The 21,205-nt window shown below is 72.3% G+C and carries 15 protein-coding genes; 4 read left to right on the top strand and 11 right to left on the bottom strand.

Annotated elements, in window-relative coordinates:
• Positions 1 to 19: 19 nt before the first annotated feature.
• From fxsT to pdxH, 6 genes are all read right to left on the bottom strand, one after another.
• Positions 20 to 4,042: an FxSxx-COOH system tetratricopeptide repeat protein gene (gene fxsT, locus ABD369_RS20120; RefSeq protein WP_425557680.1), complete on the bottom strand. Its 4,023-nt coding sequence runs from the start codon at positions 4,040 to 4,042 to the stop codon at positions 20 to 22.
• Positions 4,039 to 5,403: a TIR-like protein FxsC gene (locus ABD369_RS20115; protein WP_344637839.1), complete on the bottom strand. Its 1,365-nt coding sequence runs from the start codon at positions 5,401 to 5,403 to the stop codon at positions 4,039 to 4,041. The genes fxsT and ABD369_RS20115 overlap by 4 nt, the downstream gene beginning before the upstream one ends.
• A gap of 200 nt (positions 5,404 to 5,603) precedes the next feature.
• On the bottom strand, positions 5,604 to 6,392 hold the full coding sequence (locus tag ABD369_RS20110) for an AAC(3) family N-acetyltransferase (protein ID WP_344637838.1): 789 nt from the start codon (positions 6,390 to 6,392) through the stop codon (positions 5,604 to 5,606).
• A gap of 26 nt (positions 6,393 to 6,418) precedes the next feature.
• Positions 6,419 to 8,818, bottom strand: coding sequence for an FxsB family cyclophane-forming radical SAM/SPASM peptide maturase (locus ABD369_RS20105; protein ID WP_344637837.1), 2,400 nt, complete (start codon positions 8,816 to 8,818; stop codon positions 6,419 to 6,421).
• Positions 8,819 to 8,844: 26 nt separating this feature from the next.
• Positions 8,845 to 9,027, bottom strand: a complete 183-nt coding sequence (gene fxsA / locus ABD369_RS20100) for an FxSxx-COOH cyclophane-containing RiPP peptide (RefSeq protein ID WP_344637836.1) — start codon at positions 9,025 to 9,027, stop codon at positions 8,845 to 8,847.
• A gap of 334 nt (positions 9,028 to 9,361) precedes the next feature.
• Entirely contained in the window at positions 9,362 to 9,985 is a 624-nt protein-coding gene (gene pdxH, locus ABD369_RS20095; RefSeq protein ID WP_344637882.1) for a pyridoxamine 5'-phosphate oxidase, read from the bottom strand.
• A 400-nt stretch (positions 9,986 to 10,385) separates the two neighbouring features.
• Here pdxH and ABD369_RS20090 point away from each other — a divergent pair, with 400 nt between their 5' ends.
• The 3 genes from ABD369_RS20090 (at position 10,386) to ABD369_RS20080 (ending at position 14,805) form a co-directional block, all read left to right on the top strand.
• Positions 10,386 to 11,486, top strand: a complete 1,101-nt coding sequence (locus ABD369_RS20090; RefSeq protein WP_344637835.1) for a citrate synthase 2 — start codon at positions 10,386 to 10,388, stop codon at positions 11,484 to 11,486.
• A gap of 142 nt (positions 11,487 to 11,628) precedes the next feature.
• A complete protein-coding gene (serC, locus tag ABD369_RS20085; protein WP_344637834.1) occupies positions 11,629 to 12,747 on the top strand; it encodes a phosphoserine transaminase in 1,119 nt (372 codons plus the stop codon).
• A 285-nt stretch (positions 12,748 to 13,032) separates the two neighbouring features.
• Complete coding sequence (locus tag ABD369_RS20080; protein ID WP_344637833.1) at positions 13,033 to 14,805, top strand: glycoside hydrolase family 35 protein; 1,773 nt, start codon at positions 13,033 to 13,035, stop codon at positions 14,803 to 14,805.
• A 187-nt stretch (positions 14,806 to 14,992) separates the two neighbouring features.
• Here ABD369_RS20080 and thpR read toward each other — a convergent pair whose 3' ends face one another.
• Complete coding sequence (gene thpR / locus ABD369_RS20075; protein ID WP_344637832.1) at positions 14,993 to 15,589, bottom strand: RNA 2',3'-cyclic phosphodiesterase; 597 nt, start codon at positions 15,587 to 15,589, stop codon at positions 14,993 to 14,995.
• Positions 15,590 to 15,700: 111 nt separating this feature from the next.
• Here thpR and ABD369_RS20070 point away from each other — a divergent pair, with 111 nt between their 5' ends.
• The gene (locus tag ABD369_RS20070; protein ID WP_344637831.1) at positions 15,701 to 16,225 is read left to right on the top strand and encodes a GNAT family N-acetyltransferase; all 525 of its coding nucleotides are present in this window, start codon (positions 15,701 to 15,703) and stop codon (positions 16,223 to 16,225) included.
• A 33-nt stretch (positions 16,226 to 16,258) separates the two neighbouring features.
• Here the strand turns inward: ABD369_RS20070 and ABD369_RS20065 are convergent, their stop codons facing one another.
• From ABD369_RS20065 to ABD369_RS20050, 4 genes are all read right to left on the bottom strand, one after another.
• Positions 16,259 to 17,653, bottom strand: coding sequence for an MFS transporter (locus tag ABD369_RS20065; protein ID WP_344637881.1), 1,395 nt, complete (start codon positions 17,651 to 17,653; stop codon positions 16,259 to 16,261).
• A 234-nt stretch (positions 17,654 to 17,887) separates the two neighbouring features.
• Entirely contained in the window at positions 17,888 to 18,322 is a 435-nt protein-coding gene (locus ABD369_RS20060) for a MarR family winged helix-turn-helix transcriptional regulator (protein WP_344637830.1), read from the bottom strand.
• 92 nt (positions 18,323 to 18,414) lie between these two features.
• A complete protein-coding gene (locus tag ABD369_RS20055) occupies positions 18,415 to 20,235 on the bottom strand; it encodes a WD40 repeat domain-containing protein (protein ID WP_344637829.1) in 1,821 nt (606 codons plus the stop codon).
• A gap of 33 nt (positions 20,236 to 20,268) precedes the next feature.
• Complete coding sequence (locus ABD369_RS20050; protein WP_344637828.1) at positions 20,269 to 21,105, bottom strand: nucleic acid/nucleotide deaminase domain-containing protein; 837 nt, start codon at positions 21,103 to 21,105, stop codon at positions 20,269 to 20,271.
• Positions 21,106 to 21,205: the final 100 nt, after the last annotated feature.

The raw sequence follows: 21,205 nt of genomic DNA, 5'->3' as shown, positions 1-21,205 counted from the left end.
GATCGCCCGGGGAGAGGCGTCACACCGGCTGGGGCTCCAGGTCGCGGTTGATCCGCTTCCAGCCGCGGGCGGAGACCGTGTTGGGGTGCTCCTCGCCGAAGAGCCGGATCAGTTCGGCCACCGCGTGGTCCCGCAGCTCGGTGGCCTGGGCCAGCCGCCCCGCCTTGCGCAGGGTGACCCCGAGGTTGGCCTCGCAGGCGATGGCGTCCGGGTGCGTGGGGCTGTACCGGTTGCACAGGCCTGCGTAGGCCGTCCGTTCCAGCTCCTCCGCCCTCGCCAGCTGCCCGTCCTCGCCGTACGCGTTGGCCAGGTTGATCATCGCGTTGAGCGTGAAGGGATGATCGGGCCCGAGCACCCGCTGGAGGCCCTCCACGGTGTGCCGTCCCCGCCGGATCGCCTCCTCGACCTCGCCGCTGCCGCGCAGGTAGATGCCGAGGTTGTTCTCGCAGGCCAGGGTGAAAGGGTGTTCGTCGCCGAACAGCCGCCGGTGGCCCTCGTAGACCGTGGTGGCGAGGTCGCGGGCGGCCTCCTTGTCGCCGGAGGCGGAGTGGTCCGCCGCCAGGTTGAGCGCGCAGGCCAGGGTGTCGGCCGCCTCCGCGCCGTACCGGTCCAGGTAGCGCTCGTAGGTCTGCATGGTGAGCTGCCTGGCCTCCCTCAGGTGGCCCTCCCTGCGCAGCGACACCGCAAGGGACTTGGCGTTGCGCAGGTTCTCCGGCAGGTCGGGCTGGAGGACGTCGGCGAGCTCCTCGGTCACCTCGCGCAGGAGCTCGATCGAACCCTTGTAGTCCCCGACCTCGCGCAGGTCGCGGGCCAGGTTGGACTTGCTGGAGAGGGTGTACGGGTGCTTGGGGCCGAGCACGGCGAGCCGCCGGTCGAAGGTCTCCTGGTCGAGGTCGCGAGCGGCCTCGCTGTCGCCGACCAGGCGGTAGTCGATCGCCAGGTTGTTGGCGATCGAGAGGGTGCGGGCGTTCTCGTCGCCGAACAACTCCCGGAACTGGCTGTAGGTTTCGAGGTCGAGGTCGAGCGCGTCCTGGAACCGGCCCAGTGCCCGCAGGTCGGCGCCGAGCGAACCCGCGGTCATCAGGGTGTACGGGTTGTGCTCTCCGAGCAGCTCCTTCTGCCCGGCCAGGGTGGCCTCGTCGAGCTCCAGCGCGTCGGCGTAGTTGCCCTGCGAGCGGAGCACGTTGGCGAGCTGGAAGTTGAGGCTGAGGATCTGCCGGCGCAGGTTGCGGCGCTCGATGTCGTCCCGCTCGCTGCCCAGTCGCTCGACCCAGGTGGCGTCCAGTTGCTCGGCCAGTGCCCGGGCGCGGTCGAGGTCGGTGCGCTTCCAGAGGTAGCGGACACGGTCGATCAGCAGTTCGCGGGTCTCGCGCTCGTCGCAGTCCTGGGCCCGGGAGGGCGCGAGGTGCGGCCAGATCCTCTCGAAGCGCGGCCAGTTGGCCGGGTTGTCGGTGTCGCCGAGCACCGGGCGGGCGCCGACCAGGATGCGGTGCACCTCGTGCATCGCGTTCACCCGGTCGTCCTCGTTCATCTCGGCGCGGACCACGGCCTGCACCAGGCGGTGCACCTGGAAGCTGTTGCTGGCCGCGTCCACCTTGGCCAGCGCGTACCGGCCGACCGCCTGGATCACCTTGCCGAGCATGAAGGTGTCGCTGAGGTCCTCGTCGTAGCGGACCAGGGCACGGATCATCTGGTCGCTGTAGAAGAGGTCCATCGAGATCGGCTCGGGCGCGAAGAACGCGCAGAGCTGCAACAGCCGCACGGCTGCCGGGGACTGCTCGCGCAGCCGGGCGATGGAGACGTTCCAGGTGGCGCCGACCTGGCTGGGGTAGTCGACGGGCCGGCCGACCGCGAGCGCCTTGGTGGCCTCCGCGTGCAGCTGGGCGACGTAGGTGTCCACGGGGGTGCGGGTGGTGTCCAGCCAGGCGGCCGCCACCTCGACGGCCAGCGGCAGGTCGCCGACCGCGTCGGCCACCCGGTCGGCGTCCTGCCGGGAGAGCCCGCGGGTACGGCGGGTGAGGTGCTCGATGCTCTCGCCGCGGGTGAAGACGTCGACGCCCAGCACCCCGGCCTGCCCGGACCACGCCTGGTTCCGCGAGGTCACCAGGATGTGCCCGGAGCCGCCGGGGAAGTACCTGCGGATCTCCGAGGGCTCGTCGGCGTTGTCGAAGATCAGCAGCCAGCGGGAGGTCGGGGTGCCCCGGCGCAGTGCCTCCCGGGCCGCCTCGGCGGCCTCGTTGACGCTGTCGCCGACCCGCAGGCCCAGCCGGTTGGCGAGGTCCGCGAGGGAGGCGGGAACAAGCTCGGTCTGCTCGGCGTCGATCCACCAGACCAGGTCGTAGTGCGACATGTACCGGTGGGCGTACTCCAGCGCCAGCTGGGTCTTGCCGACGCCGCCGAGCCCGTACAGCGTCTGCGGGGTGGGCAGCACCGCCGTGGGCCCGCCGACCAGCTGGTCGCGCAGCTCGTCCAGGACCTTGGCGCGCCCGGTGAAGGAGGGGTTTCGCTGCGGCACCGACCAGTACGAGGGCTTGGTGCCGGGGAAGCGCGGCACGGCCCCGCCGTTGCCCTCGCCGCCGCCCGCGTTCTCCCGGCCCAGCGCGCGCAGCAGGATCGCGGCGGCCTGGTCCTCGTCGCGGCCGACCAGGTCGACCGGGTTGCGGCTGTTGAACGGCGCGGCGAGGCGGACGTCGCTGACCCGGACCGGCACCAGCTGGCGGCGGGTGCCCGCCGGGTCGAAGCCGGCCATCGAGTCCCACAGCGCCCGGGCCTGCGGCGAACGCAGATAGGCGGCCGAGAACACCGCGACCGTCCGGAACGCGGCGTCGATGCCCCGCTCGGTCTCCGTGCGCGAGTCCGCGCCGGCGCCCAGGTCCCTTGGCACCACCCGGAACCCGGCGTTCTCCAGGACTGCGGCGATCCAGTCCGCCCACATCCGGTCCTCGGGCACATAGCTGAGGTACAGGTCGGCCGGGACGGTCGGCCGGCGCCGGGTGTAGGCGTCCACGAACCGCAGCCGGACCTCCTCGTCCACCGGCGGCAGCCCGGTGACCCGGCCCCTGGTGATCACCGAGGTGATCCGCTCGCAGGCGGCCAGCATCGAGGTGGGCGTCCCCACCTGGTCCCCGAAGGTGGCCAGGATCTCCTCGTAGGCGTAGAACGGCCGGTACGGCACCTCCACCGAGCCCCAGTACTGGGCGAGTTCCTCGTCCGCCAGGCCCTCGGGCAGGCCGGCGAAGCGCAGCCTGGCCAGCGCCCGCCCGGCGTCGGCCTTCTCCTTCTCGCCCTCGTCGATGCGCATCGGCACCGGCAGGATCCGGATGCCGCGCTCCCGGTACCGGTCGTTGATGTGCTGAGCGATCTTGGAGGCACCGTCGATCGACTGGTCGCTGAGGGTGAAGCAGACCACCAGGTCGTCCGGCATCTGCACGGTGCAGATCTCGGCGATGTCGGAGAGGCCGGTACGGCTGTCGATCAGCACGTAGTCGTAGCGGCGGCTCATGTCCCGGCGCAGCGCGTCGAAGAACAGCCCGCCGTCGAACCGCTCGTAGAACAGGTCCCAGTCGAGCCGGCCCACCGACTCGGAGTAGTCCCGGTTCTGCTGGCCGGCCGAGAGGAAGTCCAGGCTGCCGCCGGGCGGGAAGCCCGGCCAGGAGAGCGAGAGGGCGTGCGGGTGGACCCGGGCGAAGTCCTCGTGCCAGCCGGGGACGTGGTCGACCTCGCGCAGCGCCTCCTCCCGGTACTCGGTGATCAGGTCCATCATCCCGGTCGTCCCGGCCAGCGCGACCGGATCGAGGAACGGGTGGAAGAACCGGGCCAGGCCGGGCGCCTCCAGGTCCCAGTCGACGGTGAGCACCCGGAAACCGTTGGCGGCCAGGATCCAGGCCGTGTTGGCCAGCGCCATGGTGCGCCCGGTGCCGCCCTTGTACGAGTAGAAGGTGACGATCCGGCCCTGCCGGTCCTCGTTCGCCTGTGACTCGGGTGCGGGTGCCAAGGCGCCCGGGGCGTGCCGCTTGAGGTTCCTGGTCGGGTTCTCGGTCATTCCTCTCCTCCCCCTGGACCGGCCCCCGACTGTGGACCGTCCTCGTAACGGGCCGCCTCCTGGCCGCCCGGCTCGCCGCGCCCCGTCCCGGGCCGCCACGGCCCGGGCTCCCCGCCGAAGGCCTCCCGCAGGCTGGGCTTGGGTGCGCCCGACCTCACCTGGCCGCTTCTGGATCGGTCCTCGAAGGCGTACTTGGCCCGCATCGCGGCCCGGGGCAGCGCGTCCTCGAAGTCCTCCAGCGTGGCCAGTCCCGCGGCGTCCTCCTGGAAACTCGGTTTGGCTTCGCGTCGTTTCGACTTCAGTGTTTTCGCACTCAGTTCGAACAGCGGCTGATCGTGCTCGACGCAGTCCGCGTCAGAGGTGTTCCACGGTTCGAGCACGCTCACCCACGGCGGATTGCTGCGGTCGAACCGGGCGACCATTTCCCGCCGCTCCTCGTCCCGCAGCGCCCAGCGGTCCAGCAGCACGAGTCCGGGTGCGGCGGGCTCCCGGTTGGAGAGGATCTCCTCGACCTCCTGGTCGAACTCGTGGATGCTGGGGTGGAAGCCCAGCTGCTTGGCCAGCCGCATCGCGTGCTCGGCCAACGGCCGTGCGGACTGCGGCTGGTAGGGGTGCCAGTCGATCCGGCGCGGCCCGTAGTAGTCGGGATTCCGCTCCTGAGGCAGCTCCGACTGGCGGTAGGAGAACACCGAGATCCGCAGCTGCTTGGTGGGCGCGAGCGCCTTGAAGGCACTGGGCTGCGACTGGAAGTCCAGCGGCCGCCCGACCGGGATGACCGTTTCCTCGGCGACGTCCACGATCCGCTTGGCCAGCCGGTGCACGGCCAGCTCGTACGAGGCGCGGAAGTAGCTCAGCTTCATCAGCGCGTACAGCCCCTCGGCGGCGTAGTCCGGGCCGAAACTGCTGTGGTTGAACTGGAGCTGGCTGGCCACCTCGGGCAACTGGTAGTTCCCCATGGCGACCCAGAGCACCGGAACGATTCCGCTGGTCCGCTCCGAAGTGGAGCGCTCCGGGTAGACCGGGCGCTGGGTGAAGGAGTACCACTCCTGGCCGCAGGCCAGGCTGTTGAAGTAGCGCGGGGAGTAGAGCGGGACGAAGACCCGGCAGGTGGCCAGCTCCTGGGAGAGCCGTTTCGCCCACAGCGTCCCCTGGTGCATGGACTGGTCCATGAATCCGACCGGTGCGCCCTCCGGCAGGTCGGTGAGCTGGAGCACGGCCTCGCAGAGGTCCTCGTACAGCTTGCTCACCCAGTGGTTGGGGTCTCCCGCTCCCCTGGTACCCGCACGCGGAGTGTGCGCGTAGCTGAGGAAGAAGTACGGCCGTGCCGTGTCCTCGTCCCAACCCCCAGGGTCGTCGTACACACGCGCCTCCCCCGAGACCGTCCGGTGTGTGATGGTGGTGTACCGCACCGGACGTAGTCGGTACTACGTCCGGTTCCCAGTTACGTCGTTCCCCCACAGAGGGGTTGTCAGTCTAGGAACCTGGACTTCCCGTAGGGAATAGGGCGACACCCGTCGACTGCCCGTGCCACCGTCAATCAGGGCGGCTGGACTGCGGAGATTCAACTGCGGTTGCCACGGAGGAACTTGTCCGCCACGTCCACTCCCTCGGCGATCCGGAGCAGGTAGCAGCTCGCATCACCGAGAGTACCCGAGAGCAGGCTCGGCATACCCGTCTCCAGAGCGGAGGCCATCGGTTCGAAGTGCTCGTCCCGCAGGTGGACGGCCTCGAAGTGCACCCAGCGCCGCCGCCCCCCGGGGTCGGTGATCACGCAGCCGTAGCGCTGCATCGGCGGGTCGTCCTGCAGGTACTCGGCGAGATGGAAGGCGGTGCAGCACCAGACGGGGACGCCGATCAGCAGGGCGCGGGCCCCCCGGTCGTACAGCTTCTGCACGGGCGAGTGCTGCCCCAGGTGGCCGGCCCAGCGGTGACGCCGCGTCAACTCCCGCGCCTGGCTGCCGAGCGCGGCGAAGGAGGTCTGGGGATGGCTGCTGCGCACCGCGTCCGGGTGGCGTCTGACCAGCTCGGAAAAGTGGCCGAGAATCTTCGATGTCGGCGTCCTGGCGCGGTCGAACGGGGGTTTGGCCTCCCAGTACGCCCGGCTCTGCTCGGGGGTCATCCCGTCGGTGGGGGCCAGCGCCAGCCGGGAGGTGTTGGAGTTCTCAGGGGTCGCCGTGTAGACCACCACGGTGCCCTCGGGGCCCAGCACCCGCCGCAGCGCCTCCAGCAGGGTGCCGGGGCCGTCCGCCATCGGGCCGATCGAGCGGAGCGAGGACTGCACCAGCAGCGTCTCTCCCCGCTCCACGCCCAGTCGGGTCAGGTCCTCCGCCAGCCGGTCCACGCCGTACATCGCCGCCCCTCCCTGGCGTCCCTGGCTCAGGAACCGGTCAGCGCGGCGCGGGCCCGCCACTCGGCGAGGTTGCGCTCGGCCGCCCGGCGCGCGGCGCTCTCGGCCTCCGCCGGGAGCGGCAGTCGCAGCCAGGGTTCGAGCCCGGCGCGCATTCCCTCGACGAAGCGCGCCCCGAGCGCCGTCAGCGCGCGGGAGCCGGCCAGCGTGTCCAGGGCCTGCGCGGTGTGCGCCCGCCAGGTCGCCAGCTCCACCCGCGCATGGTCTGCCAGTTCGCCCGGCAGCCCGTCGTAGGCCCGGACCCTGCTCGCCCAGTACTCGGAGACGGCCAGGTGCGCGTACGTGCCCTGCAGCAGCCCCTCCAGCGGGCGCGGGTCCGGCCGCCAGGGCGCGTAGTAGCGGCTCTGGTCCTCCGGGTCGTACAGGTCGTGGAAATCCAGTACCGCACCCAGCTTGACGTGCTGGAACTCATGCGTGATCAGCAGCGCCAGGGTGGGCGCGGTGACGGGCCTGGCGATGCCGACGGTGCCGAACGCCTGCCGGGCCGCCGCACTGACGTCCCTCCCGGCCGGCCCCGGACGGAGCGGGGTGACGGTGCCGAGCCCGACCCGGACTCCGGCCGCGTGGCCGGGCATGTCTCGCAGGATCAGCTCCCAGGCCTCGCGCAACGCGCCTGCCCAGTTCAGCAGTTCGTCCTCACCCAGGCGGTCCTCGACCGGCCACTGGTGGCAGTCGCGCTGCGGGTCGGTGTCCTCCAGTGCGACCGTCCAGCCACCCGCCAGCGCGAGCCGCCGGACCGGCTGCCACTGCTCGCCGCTCGCCGTGTCCCAGCCGACCCTGACCCCGCGCACGGTGAACCCGTCGGCGTTGCCGTGCAGTTCGGCCTGGCCGGCGCCGACGGTGAGCACCCGGCCCAGCGTCGGCAGGTGGACCGCGCCGCCCCGCACCGGCACCGGAAGCTCGAAGTCCAGACCGGCCCGCAGCGCGGCCGCCGCGGCGACCTCGGCGAGCGTGCCGAGATCGGCGCCCGGTTCGCCGCTCAGGCAGCGCACCGCCCAGGCCCGGACGTAGGGGTGGGCGAGCACCGCGTCCAGCGCCTCGGGCGCGCTGGCGTCCAGCTCGGTGAGCAGCGACCAGGGTTCGGCCGGCTCGCCGGCCAGTGCCGCCAGCAGCCGCCGGGTGACGCCGAGTTGGGCCGCGGCCAGCGCCGCCACGGTCGGCGCACTGCCGTACCCCCGGGCGAGTTCGTCCAACTGGCGCTCGGTGAGCGCGGGTTCGACCGGTGCGACCTGGGCGGGGACGGCGGCGCGGGTGACCACCCGGTCCCGGATGGTGGTGATCAGTCTCATCAGGTCCCCGCAGAAGACGGAGGGATTGTCGAAGTCCCGTCCGCTGCGGTAGCGGTGGGCGTACAGGCCACCGCCGCAGGAGCGGACGACGGGACAGGAGCGGCACTTCTCGCACAACCCGGCCAGCCCCGACTGCCGTTCCACCATCCGCGGGTGGGCGGCCACCTCGTCCAGGCTGTGCTCGAAGAGGTCGAATCCGGTGGCCGGGGCGCCGTCGTAGGCGGTCTTCAGGCTGTCCGCCTGCTCCAGGGTACCGTCGGTCTCGATGACCACCAGGTCGGCCGGGTCGAGCCCGAGCGACTCGGTGAGGCTGGACTGCCCGCGCAGGGTGCGGTGCACGGAGTCGAAGGTGCGGACGGGCACCGGACGGCCCTGGCTCGTCCAGCGGTCGTAGACGGCCATCAGCCAATCCGCGTAGGGCGTCTGCCCCGCGCCGTCCGGCCGCTTCGGCGGCTGGTCCCAGGTGGCGTGCGGGAGCAGGAAGTCGATCCGGGGCGGTTCGAGGGCGACCAGCGCGTCGTAGACGGCGACCGGATCGTTCTCCACGTCGATGGTGCAGAGCAGCCCGGCGTACAGGTGCCGGTACTCGGGGAGCCGCAGCAGCCCGATCGCGGCCAGCACCTTGTCGTGGCTGCTGCGCCCGTCGGCGAAGCGACGGTGCCGGTCGTTGGCCTCGCGGTCGCCGTCGAGCGAGATCCCGACCTTGATCTCCAGCTCGGCGAAGAGGTCGCAGAAGGCCCGGCTGAGCAGCACACCGTTGGTGTGGATCCGCAGGTCCAGGGCGCATCCGGGGGGGAGGGCCCGGTGGAGTTCCTCGGCGGCCCGGCGCAGCAGTACGGGGCCCGCCAGCAGGGGCTCACCGCCGTGGAGCACCACGTGGACAGCCGGCAGACGGTGCGCCCTGGCGTGTTCGGCGATCCGCTCGGCCGCCGCGACCAGCACTCGCTCGGAGACCGCGCGGGGTTTGCCGCGCCAGCTGGTGTCGGCGTGCTCGTACACGTAGCAGTGGTCACAGGCGAGATCGCATCTGCTGTGCACTTTGAGAACGAACTGCGAGAACGGGACCGTCAAGGGGGACATCAGCGTCTGCCGGCCGTATCAGCCCGTCAGATAGAGGAGTTGAAGGCCGCCACGGCGAGCCGGCCGGAATCCGCGCCCGGCAGCACCCGGTGCAGGTCAGCGGTGAGGGTATCGGTGCCCAGAGCGGCGAGTGAGGCGAGTGAGGCCCGTGGGGCTGGCTCCTCGACGGCTTCGCGATCAGCTGGTCCGGTGACGAGTGCGGCGACCATGAGATGTCTCGTTTCTGCGAGTGGAACGGTGAGGGATCGGGTCAAACACAAGACCTCCCCTCGCCCTGGTCCACCCAACGGCGAGTATCCCGAGAGGTGACTGCGGTTTCCCCGTTATTAACCCGTCCGAGTGAGTTGGTTCAGCATGTTGAGCGAATCGCGCTACTGCGACTGACGGCATCAGCTACAGCCGCAGTCCGGGCCGCCGAACCACGAGCCTATGGGAGGAACCGGGAGAAACACCCGTTCGTGCGACTGAATCCGTCGCTTCAGCGGAGCGCCGACTACTGCAACCAGCGTAGACCGGCCGCACGATCCGGCGCCCCGCGCTCCGCTACGGGCAGAGCCGCTCGACCCGCCAGCCGCCGCCCTCGGCGACATAGCGCAGCCGGTCGTGCAACCGGTTCTCCCGTCCCTGCCAGAACTCCACCCGCTCGGGGACCACCCGGTACCCACCCCAGAACGGCGGCACCGGCACGCCCTCGCCCTCCGGGTAGCGGCGCTCGAGCTCGGCGTAGCGCTGCTCCAGCACCTCCCGACTGCTCACCGGGCTGGACTGCTCGCTCGCCCAGGCCCCGAGCTGCGAACCGTGCGGCCTGGTACGGAAGTAGGCCGCCGTCTCGTCCCGGCCGACCTTCTCCACCCGGCCGGTGATCAGCACCTGGCGGGCGATCGCGATCCACGGGAAGAGCAGCGCCGCATGGGGATTGACGGACAGTTCACTCCCCTTCTGCGAGCCGTAGTTGGTGTAGAAGACGAAGCCGCGCTGGTCGTAGCCCTTCAGCAGGACGGTGCGCGAGCTCGGCCGACCCTCGGCGTCGGCACTGGAGAGCACCATGGCGTTCGGCTCGACCACGCCGGCCTCGTCGGCCTCGTGGAACCAGCGGGTGAACTGGGCGACCGGGTCGGCCGCGAGCTGCTCCTCGACCAGGCCCTCGTGCTGGTAATGCTTGCGCATCACGGTCAGGTCCGGACCCGGCCGGTCCTCGGTCGGCGTGGTCAGGGATGTCGGGTGGCGTTCCGCGGTAGGCACGCCAACATCATCCCGTACGACAAGCGTCGGGTACCGCTACGTCCGGGGAAACCTGGGCGGGAGATACCGTGACTCGCCGACGCGCCACCGCCTGCCAGCCGGGGATTATGTCCGGAATTGTCGGGTTTTATCAAGGAAATCCACCCCCAACCCGGACCCCGGCACCGGATTGGATGTGGCGCAAGGGGAAACATCACCATGGTGGTGTATGGCGCAATGCACTCCGTGCCTGCCACGCTGGCACCGAGTGCCAACCACCATCGGTCACCCGACGGAGCCGCCCCACCATGGCGCCCGCCGGACCGGATCACTGAAGGAGCCGCTGATGTCCGATTTCGTACCCGGGCTTGAGGGAGTAGTCGCCTTCGAGAGCGAGATCGCCGAGCCCGACCGTGAAGGCGGCGCGCTGCGCTACCGAGGCGTGGACATCGACGACCTGGTCGGTCATGTCTCCTTCGGCCACGTCTGGGGCCTGCTGGTGGACGGCAAGTTCAACCCGGGCCTGCCCGCGGCCGAGCCGTTCCCGATCCCGGTGCACTCCGGTGACATCCGGGTCGACGTGCAGTCCGCCCTCGCCATGCTCGCGCCGGTGTGGGGCCTCAAGCCGCTGCTGGACATCTCCGCCGAGCAGGCCCGCGACGACCTCGCCCGCGCCGCGGTCATGGCGCTCTCGTACGTCGCGCAGTCCGCGCGCGGCCAGGGCCTGCCGATGGTCCCGCAGCGCGAGATCGACAAGGCCGAGACCGTGGTCGAGCGGTTCATGATCCGCTGGCGGGGCGAGCCGGACCCCAAGCACGTCAAGGCCGTCGACGCGTACTGGACCTCGGCCGCCGAGCACGGCATGAACGCCTCCACCTTCACCGCCCGGGTCATCGCCTCGACCGGCGCGGATGTGGCGGCGGCCCTGTCGGGCGCCGTCGGCGCGATGTCCGGCCCGCTGCACGGCGGCGCACCCTCCCGCGTGCTGCACATGATCGAGGAGATCGAGCGCACCGGCGACGCCGTCGGCTACGTGAAGAAGGCCCTCGACAAGGGCGAGCGCCTGATGGGCTTCGGCCACCGCGTCTACCGCGCCGAGGACCCGCGTGCCCGGGTGCTGCGGCGTACCGCCAAGGAGCTCGGCGCGCCGCGCTTCGAGATCGCCGAGGCGCTGGAGAAGGCCGCGCTGGAGGAGCTGCACAACCGCCGCCCCGACCGCGTGCTGGCCACCAACGTCGAGTTCTGGGCCGCGATCATGCTGGACTTCGCCGAGGTCCCGGCGCACATGTTCACCTCGATGTTCACCTGCGCCCGCACCGCCGGCTGGTCGGCGCACATCCTGGAGCAGAAGCGCACCGGACGCCTCGTGCGCCCCTCCGCGCGCTATGTGGGCCCCGGCCCGCGCAGCCCGCAGGAGGTCGAGGGCTGGGACGCGATCTCCCACTGAGACCGGCCGGCGCCCTGACGCCGTATCACTCTTTCGGGCGGGCCGGGAAGTACCCTCCAGGCCCGCCCGCTTGGGAAAAGATCACATCTCAGCGGGCGGACGAAGCTCCCGCGAGCGCGACCCGGGGCACTAGGCTGCGCCCGTGGCTCAGATCCAGATCCCCATCGACAATCTGCCCGCTGACGGCCGCTTCGGCTGCGGCCCGTCCAAGGTGCGTCCCGAGGCCCTGAGCGCCCTCGCCGCCACCGGGACCTCGCTGCTGGGCACCTCGCACCGCCAAGCCCCGGTCAAGAACCTGGTCAAGCGCGTCCGCGAGGGCGTGAGCAGCCTGTTCTCCCTCCCCGAGGGGTACCAGGTCGTGCTCGGCAACGGCGGCTCCACCGCGTTCTGGGACGTCGCGGCCTTCGGGCTGGTGCGCGAGAAGTCCCAGCACCTCAACTTCGGTGAGTTCTCGTCCAAGTTCGCCGCTTCGGTGAAGGCCGCGCCGTGGCTGGCCGAACCGTCGGTGATCAAGACCGAGCCGGGCACCCACCCGCTGCCGTCCGCCGAGGCGGGCGTGGACGTCTACGCGCTCACCCACAACGAGACCTCGACCGGTGTCGCCATGCCGATCCGCCGCCCGGCGGGCGCGGACGAGGGCTCGCTGGTCCTGGTGGACGCCACCTCGGGCGCCGGCGGCCTGCCGGTCGACATCAGCGAGACCGACGTCTACTACTTCGCCCCGCAGAAGTCCTTCGCCTCCGAGGGCGGGCTCTGGCTGGCCACCTTCTCCCCGGCCGCGCTGGAGCGCGCCGCCGAGATCGCCGCCTCCGGCCGGTACGTCCCGCCGTTCTTCGACCTGCCGACCGCGATCGACAACTCCTCGAAGGACCAGACCTACAACACCCCGTCGATCTCCACCCTCTTCCTGCTGGCCGAGCAGCTGGACTGGCTGAACGGCCAGGGCGGGCTGGACTGGGCGGTCAAGCGGACCGCCGAGTCCTCCTCGATCCTGTACGGCTGGGCCGAGCGGTCCTCCTTCGCGCAGCCCTTCGTGGCCAGGCCCGAGGAGCGCTCGCAGGTGGTCGGCACCATCGACTTCGACGAGTCGATCGACGCCGCGGCGATCGCCACGGCACTGCGCGCCAACGGCGTCGTGGACACCGAGCCCTACCGCAAGCTGGGCCGCAACCAGCTGCGCATCGCGATGTTCCCCGCCATCGACCCCGCCGACGTCCAGGCCCTCACCGCCTGCATCGACTACGTGGTGGACCACCTGTAGCCGGAACTGGGCAGGGGCGGCCCGGGTACCGGGAACGGGCCCGGCCGCCCCGCGGGAACCGCTGTGATCACTTGGCGAGTGAGCTGATCAGCACCACTACCAGCAGCAGTACGAGCGCGCCGGACACGATCCGCATACGAGTCTTGGGGTCCACGTCCATCGAGGTTACCGGGTGGCCGCGCGGACCTCGGCACTCCCCCGCACCGCGCACCGCGGCCCGGCGGTCCGACACGCCCCGCGGCCGGGCCCGTGGCGTCCGGCCCGCCGCTCCCGCAGGCTGGGCGCATGCTCACCTACGACTCCGCGGGCTTCAGGCTCGGCGGCCGCCCGCTGCGGATCCTCTCCGGCGCCCTGCACTACTTCCGTACCCGCCCCGAGCAGTGGCCCCAGCGGCTGGCGGCACTGCGCGCGATGGGACTCAACACGGTCGAGACGTACGTCCCGTGGAACCTGCACGAGCCCAGGCCCGGCGAGTTCCGGCGGCTGGCCGAGCTGGCCGGCTTCCTGGACGAGGCTGACCGGCAGGGGCTCTGGGCGATCGTCCGGCCCGGGCCGTACATCTGCGCCGAGTGGGACAACGGCGGCCTGCCCGGCTGGCTGACCTCCCGGCTCGGACGGCGGGCCAGGACCAGCGACCCGGCCTATCTCGCCGCCGTGGACCGCTACTTCGACGCCCTGTTGCCCGCGGTGGCGGCGCGACAGGTGGACGCGGGCGGCAATGTGCTCATGGTGCAGGTGGAGAACGAGTACGGCTCCTACGGCAGCGACGCCGGCTACCTGCAGCACCTGGCCGACGGGCTGCGGCGGCGGGGGGTCACCGTGCCGCTGTTCACCTCGGACGGCCCCGAGGACCACATGCTCACCGGCGGCACCCTGCCCGGGGTGCTCGCCACCGTGAACTTCGGCTCCGCGCCCGAGGCGGCCTTCGAGGTACTGCGCCGGCACCGGCCGCAGGACCCGCCGTTCTGCATGGAGTACTGGAACGGCTGGTTCGACCACTGGGGCGAGCCGCACCACACCAGGGACGCCGCCGAGGCCGCCGAAACGCTGCGGCGCATCCTCGCCGCGGGTGCCTCGGTCAACCTCTACATGGCGCACGGCGGCACCAACTTCGGCACCGGCGCCGGGGCCAACCACGCCGACCCGCCGTTCAACTCCACCGACTGGACGCACTCGCCGTACCAGCCGGTCACCACCTCGTACGACTACGACGCACCGCTGGACGAGCGCGGGGCGCCGACCGCCAAGTACGAGCTGTTCCGCTCGGTACTGGCCGAGTTCGCGGCGCTCCATCCCGAACAGGCCCGGTTCCGTTCCGAGACCACTCCGCGGCTGCCCGAGCTGCCCGGGCTGCTGGGCCCGGCGACGGTCGAACTGACCGAGCGGGCACCGGTCCCGTTCGGTGCGCCGGTGGAGTCCGCCGTCCCACCGTCCTTCGAGGAACTGGGGATCGAGCACGGGCTGGTCAGGTACACCTTCCGGGTGCCCGAGCGGCGACCCGGCCTTCCGCTGACGGTCGAGGGGCTGCACGACCGGGCGGTGCTGCTGGTGGACGGGGAGCGGGTCGCCGAGCTGGCCCGCTCAGTGGCCGGCGAGCCGGTGACGGTGGCGGGCGGGGCGCTGGTCGAACTGCTGGTGGACTCGCTCGGCCGGGTCAACTACGGCCCGCACGGCGGGGAGCCCAAGGGCATCACCGGCGGGGTACGGCACGAACGGCAGTACCTGCACGGCTGCCGGGCCGAGGTCTTCGACCTGGACGCACCGCTGCCCGAACTCGTCACCGGGGACGGGGGTCTCGGACTCGCGCGGGGCGTACTGCCCCTGGACGCGACCGGTGACACCTATCTGGCGGTGCCCGGTGGACGGCGCGGCTACCTCTGGGTCAACGGCTTCCTGCTCGGCCGCTACGACGCCACCGGGCCGCAGCAGGCCCTGTTCTGCCCCCAGCCGCTGCTGCGGACCGGCCGCAACGAACTAGTCCTGCTCGAACTCGGCGACGCCGAGCCGCGGTTCGTCGAGCTTCGCACCGAGCCGTCGATCGGGGCGGGGGTGCCATAGGCACCCGGCAGCGTCACGTCCCTCAAGCCACGGACCAAGACCGCAGATCCACGAGGTCCGGTCGGTCTCCGGCGGCGCCGGCGGGCGGACGTTCCACCACGGCTGGGACCGTGCGGCATGCCCTTCGGGGACTTCCTCCCGGAGGGCACGCCGCGACGGGCAAGGCCCGGGGCCGGCCCGGAGGGACCTACGAGGAGGCCTCCCAGCGTGCGAGCGGCCAGGCCCGCAGCTGCTCGTACCTGGCCGGCCCGTAGCTGAGGGTGCTGCGCATCAGCCGCAGCTCGCCGGCCTCCCACTCGCTCCCCCGGAACCCCTCCAGCGCGGCCGCCATGCCCTGCAGCTCCCCGGGCGCGGACCGCCGGACCGCCCGGCTGTGCCCGTGGCCGGAACCGGCCCGGGCCAGCGTCAGATGCGGGTGGAAGCCCCGCTCGTCGGCCTCGAATCCGAGCTCCTTGATCCCCTCCCGGACGGAGTCCGCGAGCCGCCGCAGCGCCCAGGTCTCGCCGTCCACCCCGACCCACAGCACCCGGTCGCCGAAGTGTCCGCCACCGGCCAGCCGCAGCCGGTGCGCGCCGTTCACGGCCGCCGCGCCCGCGAGCACCTCCTCCAGCCGCTCGACCTCCGTCACCGGGACCTCGCCGAGAAAGGCCAGGGTGAGGTGCCAGCCCTCCACGCCCGTCCAGCGCAGCCGCTCGGCGCCCGGCATCTCCCGCAACGGCGCCACGGCGTCAATGAGTTCCTGCACCGCCATCGCAGGCGGATCGACCGCCACAAAGAGCCTCATGGCCCCATCCTCCCCGCTGGACCCGCGCTCCCCGCGCCGACACCCCCGCCCCCGTGGCACCGGTCTGAAAACCCTTCCGCTGAACGGCCTTGAACCGGTAGAACCGTGTCCATGAGGATTCGTACCGGCGGCCCCGACGACCTGATCGGCGTCCTCGGGCTGCTCGACGGCGCGGTGGCCTGGCTGGCCTCGCTCGGCCGGACCGGGCAGTGGGGCGACCAGCCGTGGTCCAGCCGTCCCACCGCGGTCGAGCGCGTGCGCTCCTACGCGGGCGACGCCGACACCTTCCTGCTCCGGATCGCCGAGGCCGAGGACGGCACCGTGGTCGGCTCCTGCGTGCTCTCCGAACAGGCCACCGACTACGCCACCGTGGCCGGGGAGCGCGAGCTGTACATCCGCAACCTGGTCACCGACCGCAGCCGCAAGGGCTCGGGGATCGGCGCGGCGCTGGTGGCGGACGCGCTGGAGGAGGCCCGCCGCCGGGGCATCGCTCTGGTCCGGGTGGACTGCTACGCCGACGGCGACCGCCGACTGGTCGGCCAGTACCAGAAGTTGGGCTTCACGCCCACCGACGCCTTCGAGGTGGCACAGCCGAACGGCCCCTGGCGCGGCCAGATCCTGGAGATCAGGATCTGACCGGCGGCAGGGGCCTCCGAGTCCGACGGTGCGTCAGCAGGCGGCCGCCAGCCGCTGCTTGGGGATGGCGCGCGGCACCACGGCGACGACCCGTCCGCCGCGCCCCGGGTGCAGGTCGAGCCGCACCCGCAGGTCGGCGACCCGGGCCAGCACCAGGCCGACCACGGCGGCGGCCAGCGCCGACACCACACCGCAGGCCAGCAGGCCCAGCCGGGGCCCGTACACGTCGGTGACCCAGCCCACCAGCGGAGCGCCGATCGGCGTGCCGCCGGTGAACACCAGCACCAGCAGGCCCATCACCCGACCCCGCATCTCGGGGTCGGTGGAGAGCTGGAGCATCGAGTTCACCGAGGTGTTGAAGGTGAGGCCGAAGACACCGATCAGCGGCAGCAGCGCCGCGAAGGTCCAGTACCCGGGCGCGAAGGCGGCCAGCACCTCCAGCACGCCGAAGGCCAGCGCGGCCGCGACCAGCCGCCGCAGCCGGGGTGCACCGCGTCGCGCGGCCAGCAGCGCACCGACCAGCGAACCGGCCGCCATCCCGGTGTTCAGCAGACCGTACTCACCCGCGCCGACCCTGAAGACGTCGTACGCGAAACCCGACAGCACGGTCGCGAAGTTGAACCCGAAGGTGCCGATGAACCCGGCCAGCACCATCGGCCAGAGCAGTTCCGGACGCTCCTTCACATAGCGGAGCCCTTCCCGGAGTTGACCCTTGTCCCGGGCGATCGGGTCGACCGGGCGCAGCTCGCTGCCGCGCATCGCCAGCAGACCGCCGATCACGGCGGCGAAGGACAGCGCGTTGACCGCGAAGGCCCAGCCGCTGCCCACGGCGGCGATCAGCAGACCGGCCACCGCCGGGCCGACCAGCCGCGCGGTCTGGAAGTTGGCGGCGTTGAGGCTGACCGCGTTGGCCAGGTCCTTGGGGCCGACCATCTCGCTCACGAAGGCCTGCCTGGTCGGGTTGTCCACCACGGTCACCAGGCCGAGCAGCAGCGCGAAGGCGTAGACGTAGTACTCCGTGACGGCACCGGTGACGGTCATCACGGCGAGGCCGGCGGCCAGCAGGCCCATCATGCCCTGGGTCACGACCAGCAGGCGCCGCTTGGGCATCCGGTCGGCGAGCACGCCGCCGTAGATGCCGAACAGCAGCATCGGCAGGAACTGCATCGCGGTGGTCACCCCGACCGCGAACGGGCTGTTGGTCAGGCTCAGCACCAGCCAGTCCTGGGCGATGCGCTGCATCCAGGTGCCGGTGTTGGAGACCACCTGGCCGGCGAAGTAGTAGCGGTAGTTGCGGATCCGCAGGGAGGAGAACATCCCTCCGGGCCGGGTGAAACGCGCCCCGGTGGGGCTCGGCGCGGCGGTGGAGGCCGCCGCGGTGCGTTCCTCGGGGTCGTCGTCGCCGCTGCCGGGCAGGCCCACGGGCATGGGCGCCTGGCTCTCGGCGGTGGCAGCAGCGGCTGCCTGGTCGGTGGTGGAGTCGTCGGTTCGGATGGCGGCGGCGCTGGCGGCGGCCGGCGGTGTCACGGTGGTCTCCCCTCGGTGCGCGGCGATCTGCAGGGCGGTCGCCGCGCGGCTGGTGTCAGGTTCTGGTCCTGCGGTGATGCGGTGCTCCTTCTTCCGGTCCCGATGTGTCGATGCGGCTGCGGTGGGCCGACTTGCTCAGAGGTGGGCCAGCTTGTAGAGCACCGGAGCGGCCTCCTTGAGTACCGCCCACTCCTCCTCGCCGAGCCCCTGGGCCAGTTCGGCCAACCAGGCGTTGCGGCGGCGGCGGCTCTCGGCGAGGATCTCGTCGGCCTGCTCGGTGCTGCTGACGACCACCTGCCGACGGTCCTCCGGGTGCGGCTCGCGCCGGACCAGCCCCTTCTCCTCCAGCATCGCGATGATCCTGGTCATCGAGGGCGGCTGGACGTGCTCCTTGCGGGCCAGCTCACCCGGCGTGGCCTTGCCGCAGCGCCCCAGGGTGCCGAGCACCCCCATCTCGGTAGGGCTCAGCGACTCCTCGACACGCTGGTGTCGCAGTCGTCGGGCAAGGCGCATCGCGGAGGACCTCAGCTGACTGACAGCTGCGAGGTCCTCCTCGGACATCTCGGGCATGTCCTTAGACTACGTCATTACTCTCGCTAACGAAAATTGATAACGGCGCGAACCACCGGCCGCCCGTCCGGCCCGGGCGCACCGCCGCGCGGTCAGCGGCTCCCCGTGCCCGGGCCGCCGGCCCGGGCACGCAGGTCGATCGCGGCCACACCGTCCGGCATCCCCAACGCCAGCAGGGTGCCGATCAGCGCCATCGACCAGATCTCCGAACCCAGCCGCAGGTCGCGCACCTCGCCGCCCGGGCCCAGGCCGCGCACTCGGACCAGCCCGTCGGCCCAGGCCGCGCCCACCAGCGGGCCCGCCGCCGTCGAGCCGACGGCCACCGCCGTGACCGGGCAGTCGCGCCGGTCACAGGGCTCGGCCAGCGGATCGGAGTACGGGCCCCACAGTCGGACGGCTCCATCCAGGCCGCCGCTCGCCAGCAGTGGGATCTCCGGCTCCGCCAGCCCCTGGCCGCCCACCGCGGTGGCCGCCAGCGCCGTGACCGCACCGTGGTGGAGCCGCTCGCTGACCACCTCGCCGTCCTGGTACCAGTGCACCTCGCCGGCCGCGTCCCCGAAGGCCGGTGCGGCCTTCGGGAGCAGGCCGATCGCCGCCAGCGCGGTCAACTCGTCCGCGATCGAGGAGATTTGATCGACCGCCGCGGTCAGCGCGTGCGGTTCCACGCCCGGCCGCGGTTCGGTCGGCACCACCAGCTCCGTGCCGCCCCACGGGTCGAGCAGCACGACGGTGCCGCCGGCTGTCACCGCCAGCGCGCGCAGCGGCCTCGGATCGGGCACCACCACCGAGCCGGACCGCCGTCCGGTGGCGGCGTCGTAACCGCGCACCGAACCGCCCGCATCGGCGACCAGCAACTGCGAGACGTACTGGGCCGCGCCCGGCGCCATGGCGACCGCGGGGCCCGGCCAGCCCTCGGTGCGGCGCCACCGGGCCCACCGCCCGGCCCAGGCGCCGGACAGCGGCGCCAGCGTGGACGCCGCGGCGGCGTCCACGCCCAGCAGCCGGGTGCGCAGGACGGCGGCCCTGGTCCCGGGGTCGCCTTCGTCGATCACGGCGGGACCGGCGGCGTCCCAGGCCAGGGCGACCTCGTCCGTGCTCCCCTCGGTCGCGGCCGTCACCGCCGTCGGCCGGGCCAGCGCGTACAGCAGCGGATCCGCCGTCAGCGGCCCGAGGTCACCCGCGCGGGCGGCGGCCGTCCAGACGTCCGAGAGCAGGTCCGGGTCGGCCGCCCGCAGGTCGAGCGCGCCGTCGGCGTCCCGGGGCACCCGGGCGATCAGCTCCTTCGCGCCGGCTGGGGCGGGCGGCCGCGCGAGCCCGAGCGCGGGCCCCGGCAGGGGGTAGGCACCCGCGTCCGCGCCTGCCTCGGCGCACCAGGCGTCGAAGCGCGCCCGGTCCGTCCACCGCGGATCGTCCAGCTCCAGTACGGCCGACTCCGCCACCGTCGCGAAGGCGCCGGCCGCCTCACCGCCGGTGGCCGCCTCCACCACCAGCCGTACGTGCGCCGACTCCATCACCGGATCGAGCAGTTCGGTCACCAGCCGACCCGGCTCGGCCGCCGAGTCCAGCTCGGGTACGCAGATGACGGTGTGCCGGTCGTCGGCGGCCAGTACCTCCAGCAGGGGCCGGACGCCGTGCGCGACCACGCCGAGCTGCTGCCCGAGCGTCCAGACCGCGCTGCGTACGGTCGCCCCGGCGGCGGGCAGTACCGCGTGGATCCGCTGTCCGCCCGGCGTCCCGGACGTGGTGCAGCCGGCCACCAGCCAGGCCAGCAGATGCGACTTCCCCGCGCCGGACGGCCCGGAGACGCGGCACAGGCGCGGTGCCCGCGGGTCCTCCAGCCAGCCGAGCAGCGCCAGGCCGGCCGCCCGGCGCCCCGCCGTCAGTGGGGGCACCCACCGTCCGTTCTCCGCCATGTCCTCGCTTCCCCTCCCGGCCGGACGGCCGTGCTAGCCGTGCCGCTCCGCCAGACTGATCATCAGCGCCTTGATCCCTTCCTCCCGGGACTCCGCCGTCCGCCCGTAGTCGAAGCTGTGCGTGAACCGCGCGTCCGGGAAGGTCTCCGCCAGCCACAGCGCGCAGTAGTGCCCCGGCATCAGGCACGGCTCCAGCTCGCAGTAGACCTGGGTGACCTGCTCCGGCTCGACCCCCGCCGCCCGCAGCCGGTGCCACACGACCTCCTCCGGGTGGGCCGTCCCGATGCCGCTGCCGCCGGTGACGATCTTCTTCTCGCCGTGCTCGTCGACGTACTCGAAGGCCGCCGAGGAGTCGATGTTCAGCGGCCGGCGCAGGTCGTCCAGCACCCGCGGCCACCAGCTCTCCCGGTCCTCGAAGGCCGCCGGGTCGAGATCGAGCAGCCCCTGTCGCAGCTGTCGGTACGCGGCCAGCGCCGCGTCCTCGTCCTGGGTGTCGCTCACCGCGGGCAGCTGCCCGTCCAGCAGCAGCAGGCCGGCCGCGAAGGCCTCCACGCCGCTGTTGACGGCCAGTTCCGGCAGATCGGTGCCGAGCACCACGGCCCTGACGGAGCGGTCCGGGGCGAAGTAGAACTGCGCGCCGCGGTCGGTCCCGATCCGCAGCTGACCCGCCATCGGGCCGGCGTCCAGCCCCTGCTCGGCCGCGTACTCGCCCAGCGAGAGCGGCTCCGAAGGCTCGGCCGAGCGGAAGTACGGGCCCACCTGGAGCGGCAGCCCGGGACTGCGCAGCGGCCCGGCCGGGGCGATCGGCAGGCTGTGCAGCCCCCGCTCGCCGAAGTGCGCCAGCAGCGCGGCCGACAGGTCATCACTCATCTGCCAATACCTATCTCTCGGTCACCCGGTGGTTCCGGCACCTCCCGGCCTTCGGCGCCGGGCGCGGGACCTCGTGCGAAGGGCCGGGCTCGGCGGCGGG

This window comes from Kitasatospora cystarginea (assembly GCF_039533515.1).
GTDB classification, from domain to species: Bacteria; Actinomycetota; Actinomycetes; order Streptomycetales; family Streptomycetaceae; genus Kitasatospora; species Kitasatospora cystarginea.
This window is presented reverse-complemented; position numbering and strand designations above follow the sequence as displayed.